A 17312-nucleotide genomic window follows, 5' to 3' on the forward strand; every position below is an offset into this window, starting at 1 on the left:
AAGAAACGATTTGTAGTGTTTTACATGATTCTAATTATATGTAGTTTCGTCTAGCTTTCTTTTCTTTTGAGGATTGGCAAAAAAGATAATACACGAAAGTGTTCCTAATAGAAGCGCCACTAAAATTAAAAAACTAACCCCTTCAAATAGTTGAATAAATAGACCACCTAAAAAGGGACCTGAAAGACTTCCAATACTAAAAGAAATCCCACACATTAAATTGCCGGTTGGAAGAAGTTCTTTTGGTGTTAAGTCGGCCATATAGGAAATGCCAAGTGAAAACGTGGATCCTACAAACATACCTGCAATGAAAAATAAGATGCCGATCATTAGAGCAGAAGTTTCAAACAAGCTGGCTGTACCAAAAGTTAATGCTCCTAGGCCTATCATCGTAATAAGCACTTTTCGTCTTCCAATTTTATCGCTTAGCACACCAAGGGGTAATTGTGAAACGACACCACCTAATGAGAATGCTGCTAATATGTATGACAAACTCGTTACTTCTATTGCATTACGAAGTGCATATACGGGATATATTGCGTTTAAGGAAGATTCTAAAAATCCATAGCTAAAAGGCGGTATAAATGCAACCCATGCAACTGTCAAAGCTGCTCCAAATCGTTTCCACGTTCCTTCGTATTCAGCTGAGCTTTTATAAATTTCTGGTTTTTCATTTTTCACGAAGAAAATAAGCACCCATGCACTTATACAAAGAAGACCCGAAATGATAAATGGTAGCCCTTCAAAAACTTCCACTAGTTGCACAAATAATGGTCCTACAGCAAATCCTACACTAAAGGATAGACCATATATAGCAATATTTCTCCCTAAACGCTGTTGTGGAGAAAAGCTAGTAATCCATGTTTGTGTAGAAAAGTGAAGTGCATTATCTCCAATCCCAATAAATAATCTCAAAACAAACCAAAATACCACACTTTTCCATAAAGGAAAAAGTAATAAGGAGATAATGACGATGATTCCGCCAATAATAATAATTGGCTTATACCCAAATCTTCTAAGCGGAGGTTCTATAAATGGGGAGATTATTAAGGTGCCGACGTAAAGACCGGTAGCACTTAATCCATTAATAGTTGGACTAACCCCATCTTGCTCAAAAATTACGGATATTAGCGGTAATAACATTCCTTGCGAAAAACCTGATATAGATACAATAATAACAAGTATCCAAAACCTTCTTCGTTCAATTGCTGTAAATTGTTGCATACTCTACCTCTTTAATATGTTCTAAGTTATTCTAATCAGTAGTGTATCAGACAATTCCTTCACTTCCTATAAAAAAATCATCAACAAAAGGCTCAGCCGATATCTACATGAGATCTGACTGAGCCTTTTACATATAACTATTATCCTCTTGTGTCTTCATAATTGCATTTGCGGCACGTTTGCCGGTGAAATGTCCGAACCCCCTCCTTCTAATGACTGAATGGTTTCGACTATTCACTACGGCCTCCCTTCTATGTAAGGCTTAATAACACAATACCACAAAAACAGATAAGTGTAAATATTTAAAATACATAAAATATTAAATCACCCCTTTAGACCTATCTATCTTATTATATGCGAAAAGCGAAAATGCCCTTTAAGATCAAAACCTGTCATGCCAAATGCCCCTACATCTGGACAGCCACTATATAAAAAAGTTATACTTTCTAGTGTATTGATCTGCACAAAGTGAGGTGTTATTCTGTGGGAAAACAAATTTCAAATCCCGAGCAACAAGTATCTTATTTAAAAGACCGACTACAAATGTTTTTAGAAGTATTAGATACTATTGAACCTGAAACGACTGAATTAGAAGATATCGACCGTCTTATTCAAATGATGGATGACTTAGAGTTAAAAATGGAGCAATTTAAAAACACAAAAGAGTAGCAGCCGAGCTACTCTTTTTTTCATGTAAAGAAAATAGTATACTTGTAATGCTTATTACTTAACATGTCTTTTGGTTATCCGTATTATTCCTTTTACAAATAAGAAGAGAGCTTACTATTTTATATTAAGGTTCGTTTATTAGGGAGAGTGCGTCTTAGTGCAGTGCGTTTGACTAGCGACCGCTATGATTTTCTCAGCAGTCGGACGCTTTCCGCCGGGTGAGCGATGAGCCATTCCCGCCGCTTGCGCGTTCGTTGGAATGTCTCATTTGCCCACAGTGGAACAAAGGCTAAGATCGCCACATCGTGTGGCAACACCTTCGTGACCAACATCTTGTTGGCCTCGGCAGGAGTCGCCGCCAGCAGAGAAAATCAAAGAAAATTGCTTCCACTCCGAGCAAAGAATGTTGTTATCCGGGCATAACAAGTCAGCGTCCAAGCATAAAGTTCCGTTCATTTATAATGTTGCGCAATATGGTCTATAAAGTTGCGAGTAACGACTGATATGTTACGCAAATTTAATGGACGATCTAATCCATGTAAATTAAGCGGAGACCTCAAGTAAAGTGCATGGCAATCAGTGTCCGCTAGCCTTTGCATGGAGAATTGGTTGCGTTCGTTGTCAATTTGGTTGCTTTCAAGCGCAAATTGGTTGCTCCGCATAGTGAATTGGTTGCTTTCAGAGCTAATTGGTCTCGCTAAGCCATTTCCTAACTTTTAATGGAAAGTAAATACAGAGAAAAGCGTCTATTTGGATGGATTGAAGCTGCAAGACGGCGACTCCAGTGGGATCAAGTGAGTAAGATGAGACTTCACAACGAACGCCAAAGCGGACGGTGAAGGCTCATCACTCACCCCACGGAAAGCGTCCGTCCTTCAGCGGAAATCCAAGTGGACACTTCCTTAAGACACATTTTCCCTATAGTAAGGCGTTACACATTAATCTTTATTTGAAAAATTTATTATAACCAACTGGCATGACTACTTACATAACTAAAGGAGCGTTAACAACATGCAACTGGAGCAACTAGAAAAAAGTATTTATGATTTAATCACCGAGACATCTACGAATCTACCAAAAGACGTACGACGGGCTATAAAAAAAGCGAAAGCAGCTGAAAATGCTGGAACTCGTGCAGCTATGAGTCTTGATACAATTACAAATAATATTCAAATGGCTGATGATAATGTTTCTCCTATTTGCCAAGACACTGGCTTGCCAACCTTCAAGATTAAAACACCAATTGGCGTTAACCAACTTGAAATAAAAACTGCGATTAAACGTGCAATCGTAACTGCTACAAAAGATGCTAAACTTCGCCCAAACTCTGTTGACTCATTAAGTGGAGCAAATAGTGGGGATAACTTAGGCGAAGGTGTACCTGTCATTAAATTTGAACAGTGGGAAAAAGATTATATTGAAATGAAGCTAATTCTTAAAGGCGGAGGCTGTGAAAACAAAAATATTCAATACAGCTTACCTACCGAATTGGAAGGATTAGGCCGTGCTGGTCGTGATTTAGATGGAATTCGCAAGTGTATCTTACATTCCGTTTACCAAGCACAAGGACAAGGCTGCTCAGCAGGTTTTATTGGGGTTGGTATTGGGGGAGATCGTTCTTCGGGATATGATCTTGCAAAAGAACAATTATTTCGTCATGTAGAAGATACAAATCCTCATGCTGATCTTGCTAAATTAGAAGAGTATATTGTAGAAAAAGCAAATACATTAGGCATCGGCACAATGGGATTCGGTGGCGAAGCAACTTTACTAGGTTGTAAAATTGGAGTCATGCACCGTATTCCTGCAAGTTTCTATGTTTCTGTTGCGTATAACTGTTGGGCTTACCGTCGTATGGCGATTAATATCAACCCGACAACTGGAGAAATTATCGAATGGCATTACCAAGAAGGAGAAAAAATCGAATTCAAAGAAGATTCGACCGAAGAGGCTCCTAAAGAAGTAATAGAACTTCAAGCTCCTATTTCAGAGGAACAAATTCGTTCCCTTAAAGTAGGTGACGTTGTTTCTATCTCTGGTCGCATGTTTACAGGGCGTGACGCGATTCACCATCATTTAATGAGTCATGATGCACCGGTTGACTTAAACGGGCAAATTATTTATCACTGTGGTCCTGTTATGCAAAAAGATGAGGAAGGTAACTGGCATGTACGTGCTGCTGGTCCGACTACTTCTATTCGAGAAGAACCATATCAAGGGGATATTATGAAAAAATTCGGTATTCGTGCCGTTATTGGAAAAGGCGGAATGGGTCCGAAAACACTTGCAGCTTTAGGAGAACATGGCGGAGTTTATTTAAACGCTATCGGCGGTGCTGCACAATATTATGCGGACTGCATTAAAGCAGTTGAAGGCGTTGATTTAATGGAGTTTGGTATTCCAGAAGCTATGTGGCATCTACGTGTGGAAAACTTCACTGCTGTCGTAACAATGGACTCTCATGGTAATAGCCTACATGCAGATGTGAATAAGTCTTCATTAGAAAAGTTGGCTGACTATAAAGAGCCTGTTTTTAAATAAACGAAACAATTGACGTACTGCTCCACCTAGATTATAATGATTATAAATTAGTAATAAATATAAAATGGATTTCTCTCTTAGAAATCCATTTTTGCTATTTTATAAGCTTCATAAGAGTGAATTTCATTATCAAGGAGGTTATCGTATGTCAACAGTCAAAGAATCTTTACCAAGACAATCTATTGTTCACCGTTTACTCCCCCACTTAGAATTGGTCGCTGCTCTTTTGTCAGGGGTACTTATTTTACTAGCATGGTTAGTTGAAAATGAACAGATTTCCATCAGCCTTTATATATTGGCATTTATAATAGGGGGATTTTCCAAAGCAAAAGAAGGTATAGAAGCAACAATACAAGATAAAGAGCTGAATGTAGAAATGCTCATGATTTTAGCGGCAGTCGGTTCCTCTATTATTGGTTATTGGACGGAAGGTGCTGTTTTAATATTCATCTTCGCTGTGAGCGGCGCATTAGAAACATATACGATGAATAAAAGCAAAAAAGAAATCACTTCATTAATGCAGCTTCAGCCAGAAGAAGCTTGGAAGCTAAATAAGGATGGTTCCACAACTCGTATACCTGTCAGTGAGCTTATGTTGGGAGATCAATTAGTTGTGAAACCAGGGGAACGCATTCCTGCAGACGGTACTGTTGTTAGCGGGACAACAGTAGTCGACCAAGCCGCGATTAGCGGAGAATCTATTCCAGTAGCCAAACAGGCAAATGATGAATTATTTGCAGGAACAGTAAATATGAACGGTACTATTACGATGACTATGACGAAAGCAAATGAAGATTCCTTATTTCAAAAAATTATTCAATTAGTGCAATCCGCTCAAGATGAAAAATCGCCTGCACAACAATTTATCGAAAAGTTTGAAGGCATGTATGTAAAAATAGTTCTTGTAGTAGTCGGTTTTATGCTATTCCTTCCACATATTTTGCTTCATTGGGATTGGAATACTACTTTCTATCGTGCCATGGTTTTATTAGTTGTTGCATCCCCTTGCGCACTAGTTGCATCTATAATGCCGGCAACACTAGCTGCTATTTCAAATGGAGCAAAAAGTGGTATTTTGTTTAAAGGTGGCATTCATTTAGAAAACGTTAGTGAAATGAAAGCAATTGCTCTAGATAAAACAGGTACGTTAACACAAGGTAAGCCAATCGTAACAGATTTCTTCGTTCGTGATGATTTAGATCACACAGCTACACTCACTACTTTGGCAACAATAGAGGCTCAATCTAATCATCCGTTAGCACAAGCTATTACTTCCTATGCCATAAAGCAAGGAATCGCTCAACCACCTTCCATTCATATTGAAGATAAGCCAGGATTTGGCTTACAAGCAAGTATCAATGATCAAACAATTCTTGTCGGAAAAGCTGACTTTGTAAACAAAGTAGAGGCACTAGCTTTCCATGACGGGATCGCTACAACATTAGCAGCAGAAGGAAAAACAGTTATTTTTATGCGCGACGAAAAAGGTATTGCAGCTATAGCCGCATTAAAAGATACGGTTCGTGAAGAAGCAAAAGAAGCGATAAAACTCCTTCAAACGTTAGGTATTAAAACGGTTATGCTTACCGGAGACAATGAAACTACTGCTAAGATCATTGCCAAAGAAGCAGGCATCGATCAATATATAGCAGAATGCCTTCCAGCAACAAAAGTGGAGCATATGAAAGCACTTCTAAAGGAATATAAATTTGTAGGGATGGTTGGCGACGGTATAAATGATGCTCCTGCTTTAGCCACGGCTACTACTGGGTTTGCTATGGGAGAAGGTACAGACGTAGCACTCGAAACAGCAGATGTTATTTTAATGAAAAACGATTTATCCAAAATTGCATATGCCGTAAAAATGTCTCGCAAAATGCAAAGAATCGTCAAACAAAATATTATATTTTCCCTATCTGTAATTGCAATATTAATCGTTTCCAACTTCCTACAAGCAGTAGACTTACCTTTGGGAGTCATCGGACATGAAGGAAGTACTATTTTAGTCATTTTGAATGGGTTAAGAATGCTGAATAGAAATATTTAGAAAAGCACTATCACCCTTTATACTGATAAACGATTTTTTAAAGAGATGCTGCTCCTGACTAACCCCAGGAGCAGCATCTCTTTTCTCAGTAATTATATAGCAGTTGTCAGTTCATCGCCTTTCTACAAAAAAAGCAGAGGGTTAAATTTTGCCCTCTGCTTTTTCTATCGCAATTTTTCTTTCTTGCATAACTGCATTTATTTGTCCGCCAACTAGTAAAATGATACCAGATAAGTATAGCCATAACATAAGCACTATAATTCCCCCGATACTTCCATACGTAGATGAATAATTTCCAAAATTACTAACATAAAAAGAGAATCCAAGGGAAACAACGATCCATCCTACTGTTGCAAATGCGGCACCAGGAAATACACTTCTTACAAATAATCTTTTGTTTGGAACAATCCAGTATAAAGCACTTAGTATTAAGAAAATGACAAGCGGACTAAGAGTCCATCTTAAACTATTCCATACTTTTATAAAGCCTTCTTCAAAGCCGAAATAAGAAAATAGAATCGTCCCTATTTGTTGTCCAAATACAGGAAGTACAAGTGCAACGACGAGTAATACAATCATCAATAATGTAAAAATTATCGATAACCCTCTTACGACAAAATAGGAGCGAGTTTCATCTAACTTATAAGATCTATTAAGAGATTTCACGATAGCATTCATCCCATTGGATGCGGACCATATAGTACCGATAATCCCGATGGATAAAAGTCCTCCATTCCGATTTCTTAAAACATCCGTAACTGTACCTTCAATAAGAATATATACATCTTCTGGAGCATAGTTTTCTAGAAAGCGAAATACTTGTGCTTCGTCCAAATTTAAATACGGTAATAGCGTGACGACAAATATAAGCATTGGAAACAGCGATAATAGGAAGAAGTATGCCAATTGTGCGCCTAAACCGGTAATATCCGTTTTCTGAATATGAGTTATTAAATGCTTAATAAATCCTGACCAAGTAGTTAAATCTTGATCTCCCTTTATTTCTTTATCTTTCTTCTTTGAATTTAAAAACCTTAATCGATCATACCATTTGGTAGAGGACGAAGTATTTTTCTCTTGTAGATGCTCTTTTACTCGATTATTTTGCACTTCCTCCTCCCCTTTCTTTTTTAATTACTGTTTGACAATATTTTCTTCTGATTCAGGTTCTACAATTGTTTTATATTCCTCTTTCGATTGGGCAAACGCTTCTTTCGTATCCGTCAATAGCGTTTTAACTTGTGGAGTGATTTCCTTCACTTCATGTACTTTTTGCGATAAATAAGTTGCGTCCGAAGCAAATTGTTCATAAAGTGATTTCCATTTAGTCACTTGATCCTCAAGAGTCGATTTTAGTTCTTGTCTATTTTTACTGTAATATTGAATCTGATTTCCCATATATCTTGACTTGTGGATTACAGCATTTCTTGTTTTTTTATCTAGCATCGTTAATGCGCCGCCAATAATTGCTCCACACACAATGCCGTTCAATAATTTGTTTTCACTCATCTAATTACCTCCATGACTTACTTTCGTTATATTCAATTATACCCGCGACGAGATGGAATAAAACAAATTATTTCTTTTATTAAAAATTATTCTTGACTATGTCTCTTTATTTATCGAATATTGTTAATAGAGGGAAAATTAAAAAGAAAGGATAAGAAAATTGTATTTTAAAAAATGGAAAATGGGGGTTAGTGAAAATGGAGACACTTAATGAAATTTTAGGGAGTATTTCTTCTGTTCTCTGGGGGATTCCTCTACTCATCTTAATCGTAGGAACGGGAATTTATTTGACGGTGCGCGTTGGAGTATTACAGATAAGGCTTTTACCTACAGCTCTTAGACTAGTATTCTCAAAAAACCATGACAAAACTGCAGAAGGTGATATTTCTCAATTCCAAGCACTTACTACTGCATTAGCTGCTACAGTTGGAACAGGAAATATTGTCGGGGTAGCTACTGCAGTAGTATTAGGCGGACCTGGTGCAATATTTTGGATGTGGTTTTCAGCATTCTTTGGGATGGCAACAAAATACAGTGAAGCTATTCTAGCTGTAAGATTTCGTGTGAAAGATGCAAAAGGTCAAATGGCTGGTGGGCCGATGTACTATTTAGAACATGGTCTAAAACAAAAATGGTTAGCGGTATTGTTTGCAATTTTTGGTGCTGTGGCAGCATTTGGAATTGGAAATGGAACACAATCTAATTCTGTTGCAGGTGTAGTAAAATCCACATTTGGGTTAGATACGTGGATTACGGGTGCAGTTCTTACTGTATTCACTGCGCTAGTTATTCTCGGTGGTATTAAATCGATCGGGAATGTAACAGCAGTATTTGTACCTATCATGGCAATCTTTTATTTATTAGCAGGTTTAATCGTTATGATTATGAATATTACTGCCATCCCTGAAGCATTCGCTACCATTTTTAGAATGGCATTTTCGGGAGAGGCTGCTGTTGGAGGCGCAATCGGTGCTGCTATCCGTTATGGTATTGCTCGCGGAGTGTTCTCAAATGAGGCTGGATTGGGATCTGCTCCTATTGCGGCAGCTGCGGCAAAAACTGACTTACCAGGACGTCAAGCACTTGTTTCTATGACACAAGTATTTTTGGATACTTTCCTTATCTGTTCCATTACTGGTGTAACGATTGTTATGGCAGGCATGTATAACGATACTAGCCTTGCTGCAAATGAATTAACTTCTGCATCGTTTGGGCATTTCCTAGGCGACTTTGGTCCATATGTCGTTGCAATTGGATTAGTTTTCTTTGCTTCATCTACTATTTTCGGGTGGGCATATTATGGTGAAAAATGTTTCCAGTACTTATTTAAAAATCCTTCTTTATTAATTATTTATCGTATTGCTTTTGTAATTATGGTATTTATCGGTTCGGTTGTATCTCTTGATCTTATCTGGACTTTCTCTGACATAGCTAATGGATTAATGGCTATTCCGAACTTAATCGGTTTACTTGGACTTTCCGGAGTGGTTGTATATGAAACAAAACGTATTCAGGATAAATTAAAAGAAGAAAAAGAGGCTGCCAAAGCGGCAAAATCTCTTTAGTATTTGACAATACTAGCAGACCGTGAAATGATAATGTTCTAATGTATGAAAGGTAGGAATACAACAATGAATTTATCAGAACCTTCTGTAGAAAATGTCGCATTTATGATCGAAACAATAAAAGAAAAACTTCGTATGGTTAACGTAGATGCAATGAAATCAGAGAATTTCAATGCTTCCCAATATGAGGATTTAGTATATCTATATGAAATGGTTAAAAAAAGAGATTCATTTAGCCCTAGTGAAATGCAAGCCATTGCTGCCGAGCTAGGTAGCTTGCGAAAATAAACAAAGTCTTATTAAAAAACTTCCCAAGATAAAAGTCTTGGGAAGTTTTTATATTATAGATTATTTAATTCAACTGCAATTTTAGCTCCGACTCTAGCATTGTTATATACTAACTCGATGTTAGACTCTAATGATTTTCCTTCTGTTAACTCTTTTACTTTTCCTAATAAGAAAGGTGTTACATCCTTCCCTTTAATGCCGTTTTCGTCTGCTTCTTTTAATGCAGTATGAATAATGTCATTAATGTAGGCTTCATCCATAGAAAATTCTGTTGGAATTGGATTAGCAATAATCGCTCCTCCGTTTAATCCTAATTCCCATTTCGCTTGTAGCATTTCTGCAACTTCTTTTGGCTCGTCTAATCGGAAGTTTGCATCAAATGGACTTGTTGCTGAATAGAAAGCTGGGAATGCATCAGTCCCAAAACCAACTACTGGCACTCCTTTTGTTTCTAAGTATTCTAAAGTTAAACCAATATCTAAAATAGATTTTGCACCAGCACATACTACCGCTACATTTGTAGAAGCTAATTCTTCTAAATCAGCTGAAATATCCATCGTTGTTTCAGCACCACGATGCACACCACCAATTCCACCAGTTACGAACATTTTAATACCGGCAAGTTCTGCACAAATCATTGTTGTTGCAACTGTTGTAGCACCAATTTCTTTCGACGCAACTACATATGCAAGATCTCTTCTAGACGTTTTTCTTACTGATTTGCTTGTAGCTAGCGATTCAAGATCTTCATTAGAAAGACCAATTTTAATCTGACCATTCATAATTGCAATTGTTGCTGGAACAGCACCATTATCACGAATAATTTGTTCCACTTTTTTCGCCATTTCAACGTTTTGTGGGTAAGGCATACCATGTGAAATGATTGTAGATTCTAAAGCTACGATTGGTTTTCCTGCTGCCATCCCTTGTTCTACCTCTTGTGAATACGCTAAATATTTTTTCATCGTTTATATTCCTCCAATTCATTATCTAAACCAATTTTTGTAAGTTCCGTACGAACGGTTTCGGCAGATTGTAAAGTTTTACTTGCATTTATCATGCCAGTTATTACTGCCTGATTAATCTCAGAAGCTTCAAGCCAAGCGTGTAAAGTTCCAGAAACAAATGCATCACCTGCACCAGTTACATCTACTATATCTGCTACATGTATCGCAGGAATTATGGTAGCATCGAGATTTTGTCCCGCAAATACAACGCCTTTACTGCCCCCCGTGACAACAACTTGTTTAATACCTTCCTCTACAAATAGTTGAGCAGCTTTTTTCCAAGAAGCATCATCTTCTATGTTCATCTTGAAATAAGTTTCTGCCTCGTCTTTATTTGTTATCAACCAATCGATTCCATCCAAGGATTCCGGCATTCGATTCATCTTAGGTGATGAAACTGGAATGATTGCCAATGGTATTTTATGTCCAATCGAAACAGTTTGGATATATTCAATCACATCTTTTGGACAATTCATGTCAATAATGAGCAATTGAGCGTTTGCTAAGTGTGCCTCGTGTTTCTTTAAGTATTCTACTGAAAATTGATCATAGATATCCATATTTGCTAATGCAAACAACATTTCTCCATGAGTATCTAATATTGCAGAGTAAGTACCGGTACTATAATTTGATAGCTTTTCAACCGAAAATAAATTCATCCAAGGACTTGAAACTTTTTCTATGGATTCGTATTCCATATCATTACCTACTACAGAAAGCAGGCGCACGCTATGCCCTAAACGCCCTAAGTTTTCTGCTATATTCCTTGCCACTCCCCCAATACTTTGAAGACTTGTCGTTGGATTGGAGGTGCCCATTTGCAATTTATTTTTTACAATATACTTTCTATCTACATTGGCTCCGCCGATACATATAATTTCCTTGTTTTCAGGTAAAATATAAGCTCTACCTGTTATCTTTCCACTTTTAATGAGCCCTGAAATAATATTAGCAACAGCTGGCCTGGACATTTGTAATTCATTTGCGATTTCCAATTGAGATGCATATGGGTTTTTCCTTAAAAAGTTTAAAATCTTCACTTCTTTCGAGTCCAACTAATTTCCTCCTTTCTATTCGCATCAGAACTTTTGTTTTAATTATAAACTTTTGTTTCAAAAAGTCAAAAGAAAAACTGACAACTAAAAAATAATTGTCAGTTTCAACTATTATTGCGGAGCTTCGTTCAATGTACCATCTTCTAGCACCCTTGGTTGGATGAGCACTTCTACACGTCTATTTTGTGCACGACCTGCAGCAGTATCATTAGAAGCTACAGGCTTAAATTCGCCATAACCTTTTGCGCTAAAATAAAGAGGATCGATTGTATTATTTTCTACTAAAATTTTAAGGAAATTAACAGAACGCATCACACTTAGTTCCCAGTTAGATGAAAATTCACTGCTCGATATCGGAATATTATCTGTATGTCCTGTAATAACAACGTTCCTTGGAGGATCAAATACTAAAAGTTCTGCGATATCTTCTGCAATCTGTCGATATTCCGTTTTCACTTCTGCTTGTCCCATATCAAATAATATATTTTCACGAATAGTTACTAGCAATCCTTCATCCGTTAATTTGGTAGCAAATTGTTTTTCTAGTGCATTGACTGCAATATATTCCTCTACGCTATCTTGGATTTCCGATAATGCTTGCTGATCTTCAATATAAGCTGAACTTTGCTCTGTTTCATTTGTCTGATTTGGTGTCTTCGGAACATCAATAGGAGATGGATGTTCCATGAAGGCTGTCCCACCATCAAAAATTTGGTTAAAGACTTGAGACATTTGTTCTAGCTTCTTTTGATCTACTGTACTCATGGAAAAAAGCACGATGAACAATGCTAATAGTAATGTAAGAATATCTGCGTATGGTATAAGCCAGGATTCATCTATATGGTCATCATGATGCTTCTTTTTACGCTTCTTTGCCAAGGTCAGCCTCCCCGCTTTCATTTAAGATTTTTTTGCGGTCTGACATGGATAAGTAAGAAGCTAATTTTTGTTCAATAACACGTGGGGCATCTCCTTCTAATACAGAAAGAATTCCTTCTAACATCATTGTTTTTTGACGCACTTCTTGTTTGGACTTCCGTTTTAATTTATTTGCAAATGGATGCCAAATTACATATCCCGTGAAAATCCCCATAAGGGTAGCAACAAATGCAGCTGAAATAGCATGACCCAACTTTTCTATATCATTCATATCTTTTAAAGCTGCAATTAGACCGATTACTGCCCCTAAAACTCCAAGTGTCGGAGCATATGTCCCAGCTTGAGAAAAGATGGAAGCACCACCCGCATGACGATCCTCTAAAGCATCTATTTCTTCTGTTAATACGTCTCGGATATAATCTGCGTTTTGACCATCAATGGCTAATGTTAACCCATTTTTCAAAAAAGCATCATCCACGTCCGCAATCTTTCCCTCTAAAGCAAGTAAACCTTCTCTACGGGCTAAATCTGCCCAGCTTGAGAACATCTTAATAATCTCCGCATCTGATTCCAATTTCTTATCTTTAAAAAGTACCCCAAATAGCTTGGGAACTCGTTTTAACTCTCTCATCGGAAACGCAATAACAACCGCTGCTATTGTTCCAAAAATAATAATGAAAATAGCAGCCGGATTTAAAAGTGCATCCGGAGTAACACCTTTAAAATACATCCCTATTAGCAAGGAAAGAACAGCAACTATAAGACCAACAACCGTAGATATATCCAATTTTGTAACCTCCACATTCTATTTCTTTACTTTATTTCGGCATTATTATGAGAATTTCAATATAAAATTTTTTGTTCAATAAGATAAATTCATTATTTTTGAACAAATTTCGACTTTTCATTTTAATGAATATTGAAAAATCATATTAATAACTGATACTATAAGATTAGTAAAGAAGGGGAGTATGAATATGACATTGTTTAAAACTAAATTAGAAAAATATGCGGCATTAGCTGTAGAAGTTGGGGTAAATATTCAGCCTGGACAAAATTTATATATAGCGGCTTCTACTGATAGTCTAGATCTTGTGCGATTAGTTACGAAAAAAGCTTATGAAATAGGTGCAAAACAAGTTTTTGTGGACCTTTCTGATGATGAAATTTCCCGTTTACGTTATGATTTAGCACCAAAAGATTCTTTTGACTTTTATCCGCCATGGAAAGTTCAAGAACGTGAGCTTTTAGCTGAGGAAGGCGCAGCATTTATGAGTATTATGAGTCAAAGTCCTGATCTTCTAAAAGGAGTAGATCCTTCTAAAATTGCAGCTTTCCAAAAAGCTTCCGGACAAGCGTTAAGTAAATATCGTCAATATGTACAATCAGATAAAATTAGTTGGACAGTTATTGCGTCTCCCTCGAAGGAATGGGCAAAAAAAGTTTTCCCGCACTTAACAGAAGAAGAACAAGTACCAGCACTTTGGGAAGCAATTTTCCAAGCTGTTCGTGCAGATGTAGAGAACCCTGTTGAGGCTTGGAAAGAGCATGATTCTCTTTTACATACTAAAGTAGACTATTTAAATGAAAAAAACTATCAAAAACTACACTACACTGCTCCTGGAACAGATTTAGTAATCGAACTTCCTAAAGGTCATTTATGGTGTGGTGCAAGTAGTGAAAATGAAAAAGGCGAAGCGTTCATGGCCAATATGCCAACAGAAGAGGTCTTCACAGTTCCTTTGAAAACTGGGGTTGACGGATATGTAGCAAGCAGTAAACCTTTAAGCTATGGCGGGAACATTATTGATAACTTTACCGTTACATTTGAAAAAGGCCGCATCGTAAAAGTAGAAGCAGCACAGGGACAAAATGTACTAGAAAATCTAGTAGCAACGGATGAAGGTTCTCATTATCTTGGAGAAGTTGCACTTGTACCACATGATTCACCGATCTCCAATTCTAATTTATTATTTTATAACACATTATTCGATGAGAATGCTTCCAACCATTTAGCGATAGGTAGCGCGTATGCTTTCTGCCTAGAAGGCGGGAAGAAAATGAGTAGAGAAGAACTTGCTGAAAATGGATTAAATGAAAGTATCACTCATGTAGACTTTATGATTGGTTCTGACAAAATGAATATAGATGGAATTAAAGAAGATGGAACAATAGAGCCTATCTTCCGTAACGGTAACTGGGCATTCTAATATTATTTCATCCGAAATGTCTTCTACTCTAGTTTCTAAATATTTCTTCTTACTTTTTAGCTTAAAATAAGCTATAATAATAATATCATAACTAGTGAGGTGTTTTATAATGGGCTTATTCACAGTTACAGTTCTTGGTTTTGTAGTATGTATAGGAATTTCAGGCTATACTATTATTCATTACTTTGCTAAAGGCATGAACACACACGATGCAATCCAAGTAGATCCAAAACCTTCTAAATAATTCAAACAACCGCATTTTTGCGGTTGTTTTTTTATGACAAATTTTATCTGTTGAACAAATTTATTAATCGAGAAATCTGTGAATCGTCATTAGTTCTCATTTTTCTTTCATTTTTATAACAAGAATGTTTCAATTTAATGACAAAACAGTGCTATCCAACTATTTTAGCATTTCCGTATAATTATAAATAACCACTTAATATTGAAACATACGTAATCTTCCAATATGTAACATATGGCAAGCCCCTATTTATCTATTATACTAACTAAGTATCTAGACTTCAGCGCCTAGCCCCTCGGGGTCAAATGTGAAAAAGCTGTGGTGGCTGAGGAGCTGCCTCCTCGCTTTTCCTCATTTGCCTGTCGGGGCTAGCATAGGCGCTTTCGCTTTTAAGGTATGATTGGATTGGAGGAACGAAAATGTTTTCAAATGCACATATTGGAATAGATTTAGGAACAGCAAATACATTAGTTTATACAAAAAGCAAGGGCTTACTTATAGATGAACCAACTGTTGTTGCAGTTAATACAAAAACGAAAGAAATCGTAGCTTTTGGTGAAGAAGCAAAGAAGATGATTGGTAAAACACCTACATCCATTGAAATAATACGTCCATTAAAGGATGGAGTTATTGCTGATTTCGATATTACTACTCAATTATTAAAGCTAATTATGCAAAAGGCTAGTAAAAAACTAGGAACTTCACTTAGAAAACCAACCGTTATTGTTTGTACTCCTTCTGGTGCAACCTCGGTGGAACGTCGAGCGATTCAAGACGCAGTTCGACAAAGTGGTGCCAAAGAAGTCCAACTTATGGAGGAACCTGTGGCAGCTGCAATCGGAGCTGGCCTTCCTGTTAGTGAACCAGTCGCAAGTATGATTGTGGACATTGGCGGTGGTACAACTGAAGTTGGAATTATTTCCTTCGGTGGAGTAGTTGCTTCTAATACTGTTAAAGCTGCAGGTGATCGAATGGACGAAGCAATTATCCACTTTATTCGTAAAGAATATAATGTTCTGATTGGTGAACCTACGGCTGAAATGATAAAGAAAACAATTGGCCATGCATTAGTCCCACATACCGTGGAACAGATGGATGTTCGCGGAAGAGATGTAGTTACTGGTCTACCTAAAATAATCCACTTATCTTCTACACAGATTCAAGAAGTGTTGAGGGAATCTCTAGAGATTATTTTGGAGGTAATTCGTGCAACACTTGAAATATGTCCTCCCGAACTTTCGGGGGATATTGTTGATCACGGTGTCGTCCTTACAGGAGGCGGTGCTCTGTTAAAAGATATAAAAGAATGGCTCGCAAGCGTTATTGAAGTACCAGTTCATCTCGCACCTGAACCATTACAGTCAGTAGCAATTGGAACTGGCAAATCTTATTTTATCGGAGAAAGAAAGCAAAAATTAGCAAAATAATTGAATCAAATTACAAGCATTCCCCTTTCTTTTCATATAAAATAAATAATGAAGGGGGAATATTATGTCTAATTTAAATGAAATATTAACGTTTAATAAGTCGTTTGTAGAAAATAAACTTTACACACCCTATTTAACCACTAAATTTCCGGATAAACGAATTGTAATTTTAACTTGTATGGACACACGGCTTACCGAAATGCTCCATAAATCAATGAATATTAAAAATGGAGATGTAAAAATAGTCAAAAGTGCTGGTGCCGTTATCAATCATCCATTCGGTGGAATTATGAGAAGTTTGATCGTCGCAGTATATGAACTCCAAGCAGATGAGATATATGTTATTGGACATTATGATTGTGGGATGAGTGCCATCCAAACAGATAAAATAGTGGAAAAAATGATTGGTCGTGGTGTTGATCCTCATGTATTTGACGTGTTGAAACATTCGGGGGTTAACGTAGATAGTTGGCTAGAAGGATTTTCAGACGTGGAAAAAAGCGTATTACATAGTGTAGATATGATTAGAAACCATCCACTTATGATTCCAAGTGTACCAGTTCATGGACTTATCATTGATCCAGATACGGGACGTTTAGACCTCGTTACAGACGGATCAGTCGACAAAAACTAAATTATTTCCCGGG

Annotated in this window: 16 protein-coding genes; 9 read left to right on the forward strand and 7 right to left on the reverse strand. The window is 37.0% G+C overall.

Annotated features, from left to right (window positions below):
• Nucleotides 1–30: 30 nt before the first annotated feature.
• Entirely contained in the window at nucleotides 31–1224 is a 1194-nt protein-coding gene (locus tag FS486_RS12175; protein WP_144511800.1) for an MFS transporter, read from the reverse strand.
• A 483-nt stretch (nucleotides 1225–1707) separates the two neighbouring features.
• On the opposite strand from FS486_RS12175, the gene FS486_RS12180 reads away from it, so the two are divergent.
• The 3 genes from FS486_RS12180 (at nucleotide 1708) to FS486_RS12190 (ending at nucleotide 6481) form a co-directional block, all read left to right on the forward strand.
• Nucleotides 1708–1893 carry an SE1561 family protein gene (locus FS486_RS12180; protein ID WP_144511802.1) on the forward strand — a complete coding sequence of 62 codons (186 nt, stop codon included), beginning with the start codon at nucleotides 1708–1710 and terminating at the stop codon, nucleotides 1891–1893.
• A 1011-nt stretch (nucleotides 1894–2904) separates the two neighbouring features.
• On the forward strand, nucleotides 2905–4434 hold the full coding sequence (locus tag FS486_RS12185; protein ID WP_144511804.1) for a fumarate hydratase: 1530 nt from the start codon (nucleotides 2905–2907) through the stop codon (nucleotides 4432–4434).
• Between the two features lie 145 nt (nucleotides 4435–4579).
• Nucleotides 4580–6481, forward strand: coding sequence for a heavy metal translocating P-type ATPase (locus FS486_RS12190; protein ID WP_144511806.1), 1902 nt, complete (start codon nucleotides 4580–4582; stop codon nucleotides 6479–6481).
• A gap of 141 nt (nucleotides 6482–6622) precedes the next feature.
• On the opposite strand, the gene FS486_RS12195 is transcribed toward FS486_RS12190, so the two are convergent.
• Nucleotides 6623–7591: a YihY/virulence factor BrkB family protein gene (locus FS486_RS12195; RefSeq protein ID WP_144511808.1), complete on the reverse strand. Its 969-nt coding sequence runs from the start codon at nucleotides 7589–7591 to the stop codon at nucleotides 6623–6625.
• A 24-nt stretch (nucleotides 7592–7615) separates the two neighbouring features.
• Nucleotides 7616–7990, reverse strand: coding sequence for a YtxH domain-containing protein (locus FS486_RS12200; RefSeq protein WP_144511810.1), 375 nt, complete (start codon nucleotides 7988–7990; stop codon nucleotides 7616–7618).
• 197 nt (nucleotides 7991–8187) lie between these two features.
• On the opposite strand from FS486_RS12200, the gene FS486_RS12205 reads away from it, so the two are divergent.
• Together FS486_RS12205 and FS486_RS12210 are read left to right on the forward strand one after the other, a co-directional pair.
• Nucleotides 8188–9555, forward strand: a complete 1368-nt coding sequence (locus tag FS486_RS12205; protein ID WP_144511812.1) for an alanine/glycine:cation symporter family protein — start codon at nucleotides 8188–8190, stop codon at nucleotides 9553–9555.
• 66 nt (nucleotides 9556–9621) lie between these two features.
• Nucleotides 9622–9843, forward strand: coding sequence for a DUF1128 domain-containing protein (locus tag FS486_RS12210; RefSeq protein ID WP_144511814.1), 222 nt, complete (start codon nucleotides 9622–9624; stop codon nucleotides 9841–9843).
• Between the two features lie 53 nt (nucleotides 9844–9896).
• Here the strand turns inward: FS486_RS12210 and FS486_RS12215 are convergent, their stop codons facing one another.
• The 4 genes from FS486_RS12215 to motA form a co-directional block, all read right to left on the reverse strand.
• On the reverse strand, nucleotides 9897–10808 hold the full coding sequence (locus tag FS486_RS12215) for a pseudouridine-5'-phosphate glycosidase (protein ID WP_144511816.1): 912 nt from the start codon (nucleotides 10806–10808) through the stop codon (nucleotides 9897–9899).
• On the reverse strand, nucleotides 10805–11905 hold the full coding sequence (locus tag FS486_RS12220) for a PfkB family carbohydrate kinase (protein WP_144511818.1): 1101 nt from the start codon (nucleotides 11903–11905) through the stop codon (nucleotides 10805–10807). Before FS486_RS12220 ends, FS486_RS12215 begins: the two co-directional genes overlap by 4 nt.
• A 111-nt stretch (nucleotides 11906–12016) precedes the next feature.
• Nucleotides 12017–12784 (reverse strand): flagellar motor protein MotB, encoded by a 768-nt coding sequence (gene motB, locus FS486_RS12225; RefSeq protein ID WP_144511820.1) that lies wholly within the window; start codon nucleotides 12782–12784, stop codon nucleotides 12017–12019.
• On the reverse strand, nucleotides 12768–13571 hold the full coding sequence (gene motA / locus FS486_RS12230) for a flagellar motor stator protein MotA (RefSeq protein WP_144511822.1): 804 nt from the start codon (nucleotides 13569–13571) through the stop codon (nucleotides 12768–12770). The genes motB and motA overlap by 17 nt, the downstream gene beginning before the upstream one ends.
• Nucleotides 13572–13761: 190 nt before the next feature.
• Here motA and FS486_RS12235 point away from each other — a divergent pair, with 190 nt between their 5' ends.
• From FS486_RS12235 to FS486_RS12245, 4 genes are all read left to right on the forward strand, one after another.
• Nucleotides 13762–14994: an aminopeptidase gene (locus FS486_RS12235; protein WP_186321440.1), complete on the forward strand. Its 1233-nt coding sequence runs from the start codon at nucleotides 13762–13764 to the stop codon at nucleotides 14992–14994.
• A 109-nt stretch (nucleotides 14995–15103) separates the two neighbouring features.
• The gene (locus FS486_RS20465; RefSeq protein WP_260858101.1) at nucleotides 15104–15238 is read left to right on the forward strand and encodes a hypothetical protein; all 135 of its coding nucleotides are present in this window, start codon (nucleotides 15104–15106) and stop codon (nucleotides 15236–15238) included.
• A gap of 419 nt (nucleotides 15239–15657) precedes the next feature.
• Nucleotides 15658–16665, forward strand: a complete 1008-nt coding sequence (gene mreBH / locus FS486_RS12240; RefSeq protein ID WP_144511826.1) for a rod-share determining protein MreBH — start codon at nucleotides 15658–15660, stop codon at nucleotides 16663–16665.
• Between the two features lie 64 nt (nucleotides 16666–16729).
• Complete coding sequence (locus tag FS486_RS12245; RefSeq protein ID WP_144511828.1) at nucleotides 16730–17299, forward strand: beta-class carbonic anhydrase; 570 nt, start codon at nucleotides 16730–16732, stop codon at nucleotides 17297–17299.
• The last annotated feature ends 13 nt before the right edge of the window (nucleotides 17300–17312 follow it).

Origin of the sequence: Bacillus sp. FJAT-22090, from assembly GCF_007676755.1 — a bacterium.
GTDB lineage: Bacteria > Bacillota > Bacilli > Bacillales_A > Planococcaceae > Psychrobacillus.

What these genes read in the sequence shown, in the direction of transcription:
- FS486_RS12175 (WP_144511800.1), bottom strand. Translation starts at nt 1,224, where the DNA reads ATGCAACAATTTACAGCAATTGAACGAAGAAGGTTTTGGATACTTGTT.
- FS486_RS12185 (WP_144511804.1), top strand. Translation starts at nt 2,905, where the DNA reads ATGCAACTGGAGCAACTAGAAAAAAGTATTTATGATTTAATCACCGAG.
- FS486_RS12190 (WP_144511806.1), top strand. Translation starts at nt 4,580, where the DNA reads ATGTCAACAGTCAAAGAATCTTTACCAAGACAATCTATTGTTCACCGT.
- FS486_RS12200 (WP_144511810.1), bottom strand. Translation starts at nt 7,990, where the DNA reads ATGAGTGAAAACAAATTATTGAACGGCATTGTGTGTGGAGCAATTATT.
- FS486_RS12205 (WP_144511812.1), top strand. Translation starts at nt 8,188, where the DNA reads ATGGAGACACTTAATGAAATTTTAGGGAGTATTTCTTCTGTTCTCTGG.
- FS486_RS12210 (WP_144511814.1), top strand. Translation starts at nt 9,622, where the DNA reads ATGAATTTATCAGAACCTTCTGTAGAAAATGTCGCATTTATGATCGAA.
- FS486_RS12215 (WP_144511816.1), bottom strand. Translation starts at nt 10,808, where the DNA reads ATGAAAAAATATTTAGCGTATTCACAAGAGGTAGAACAAGGGATGGCA.
- FS486_RS12235 (WP_186321440.1), top strand. Translation starts at nt 13,762, where the DNA reads ATGACATTGTTTAAAACTAAATTAGAAAAATATGCGGCATTAGCTGTA.
- FS486_RS20465 (WP_260858101.1), top strand. Translation starts at nt 15,104, where the DNA reads ATGGGCTTATTCACAGTTACAGTTCTTGGTTTTGTAGTATGTATAGGA.
- mreBH (WP_144511826.1), top strand. Translation starts at nt 15,658, where the DNA reads ATGTTTTCAAATGCACATATTGGAATAGATTTAGGAACAGCAAATACA.
- FS486_RS12245 (WP_144511828.1), top strand. Translation starts at nt 16,730, where the DNA reads ATGTCTAATTTAAATGAAATATTAACGTTTAATAAGTCGTTTGTAGAA.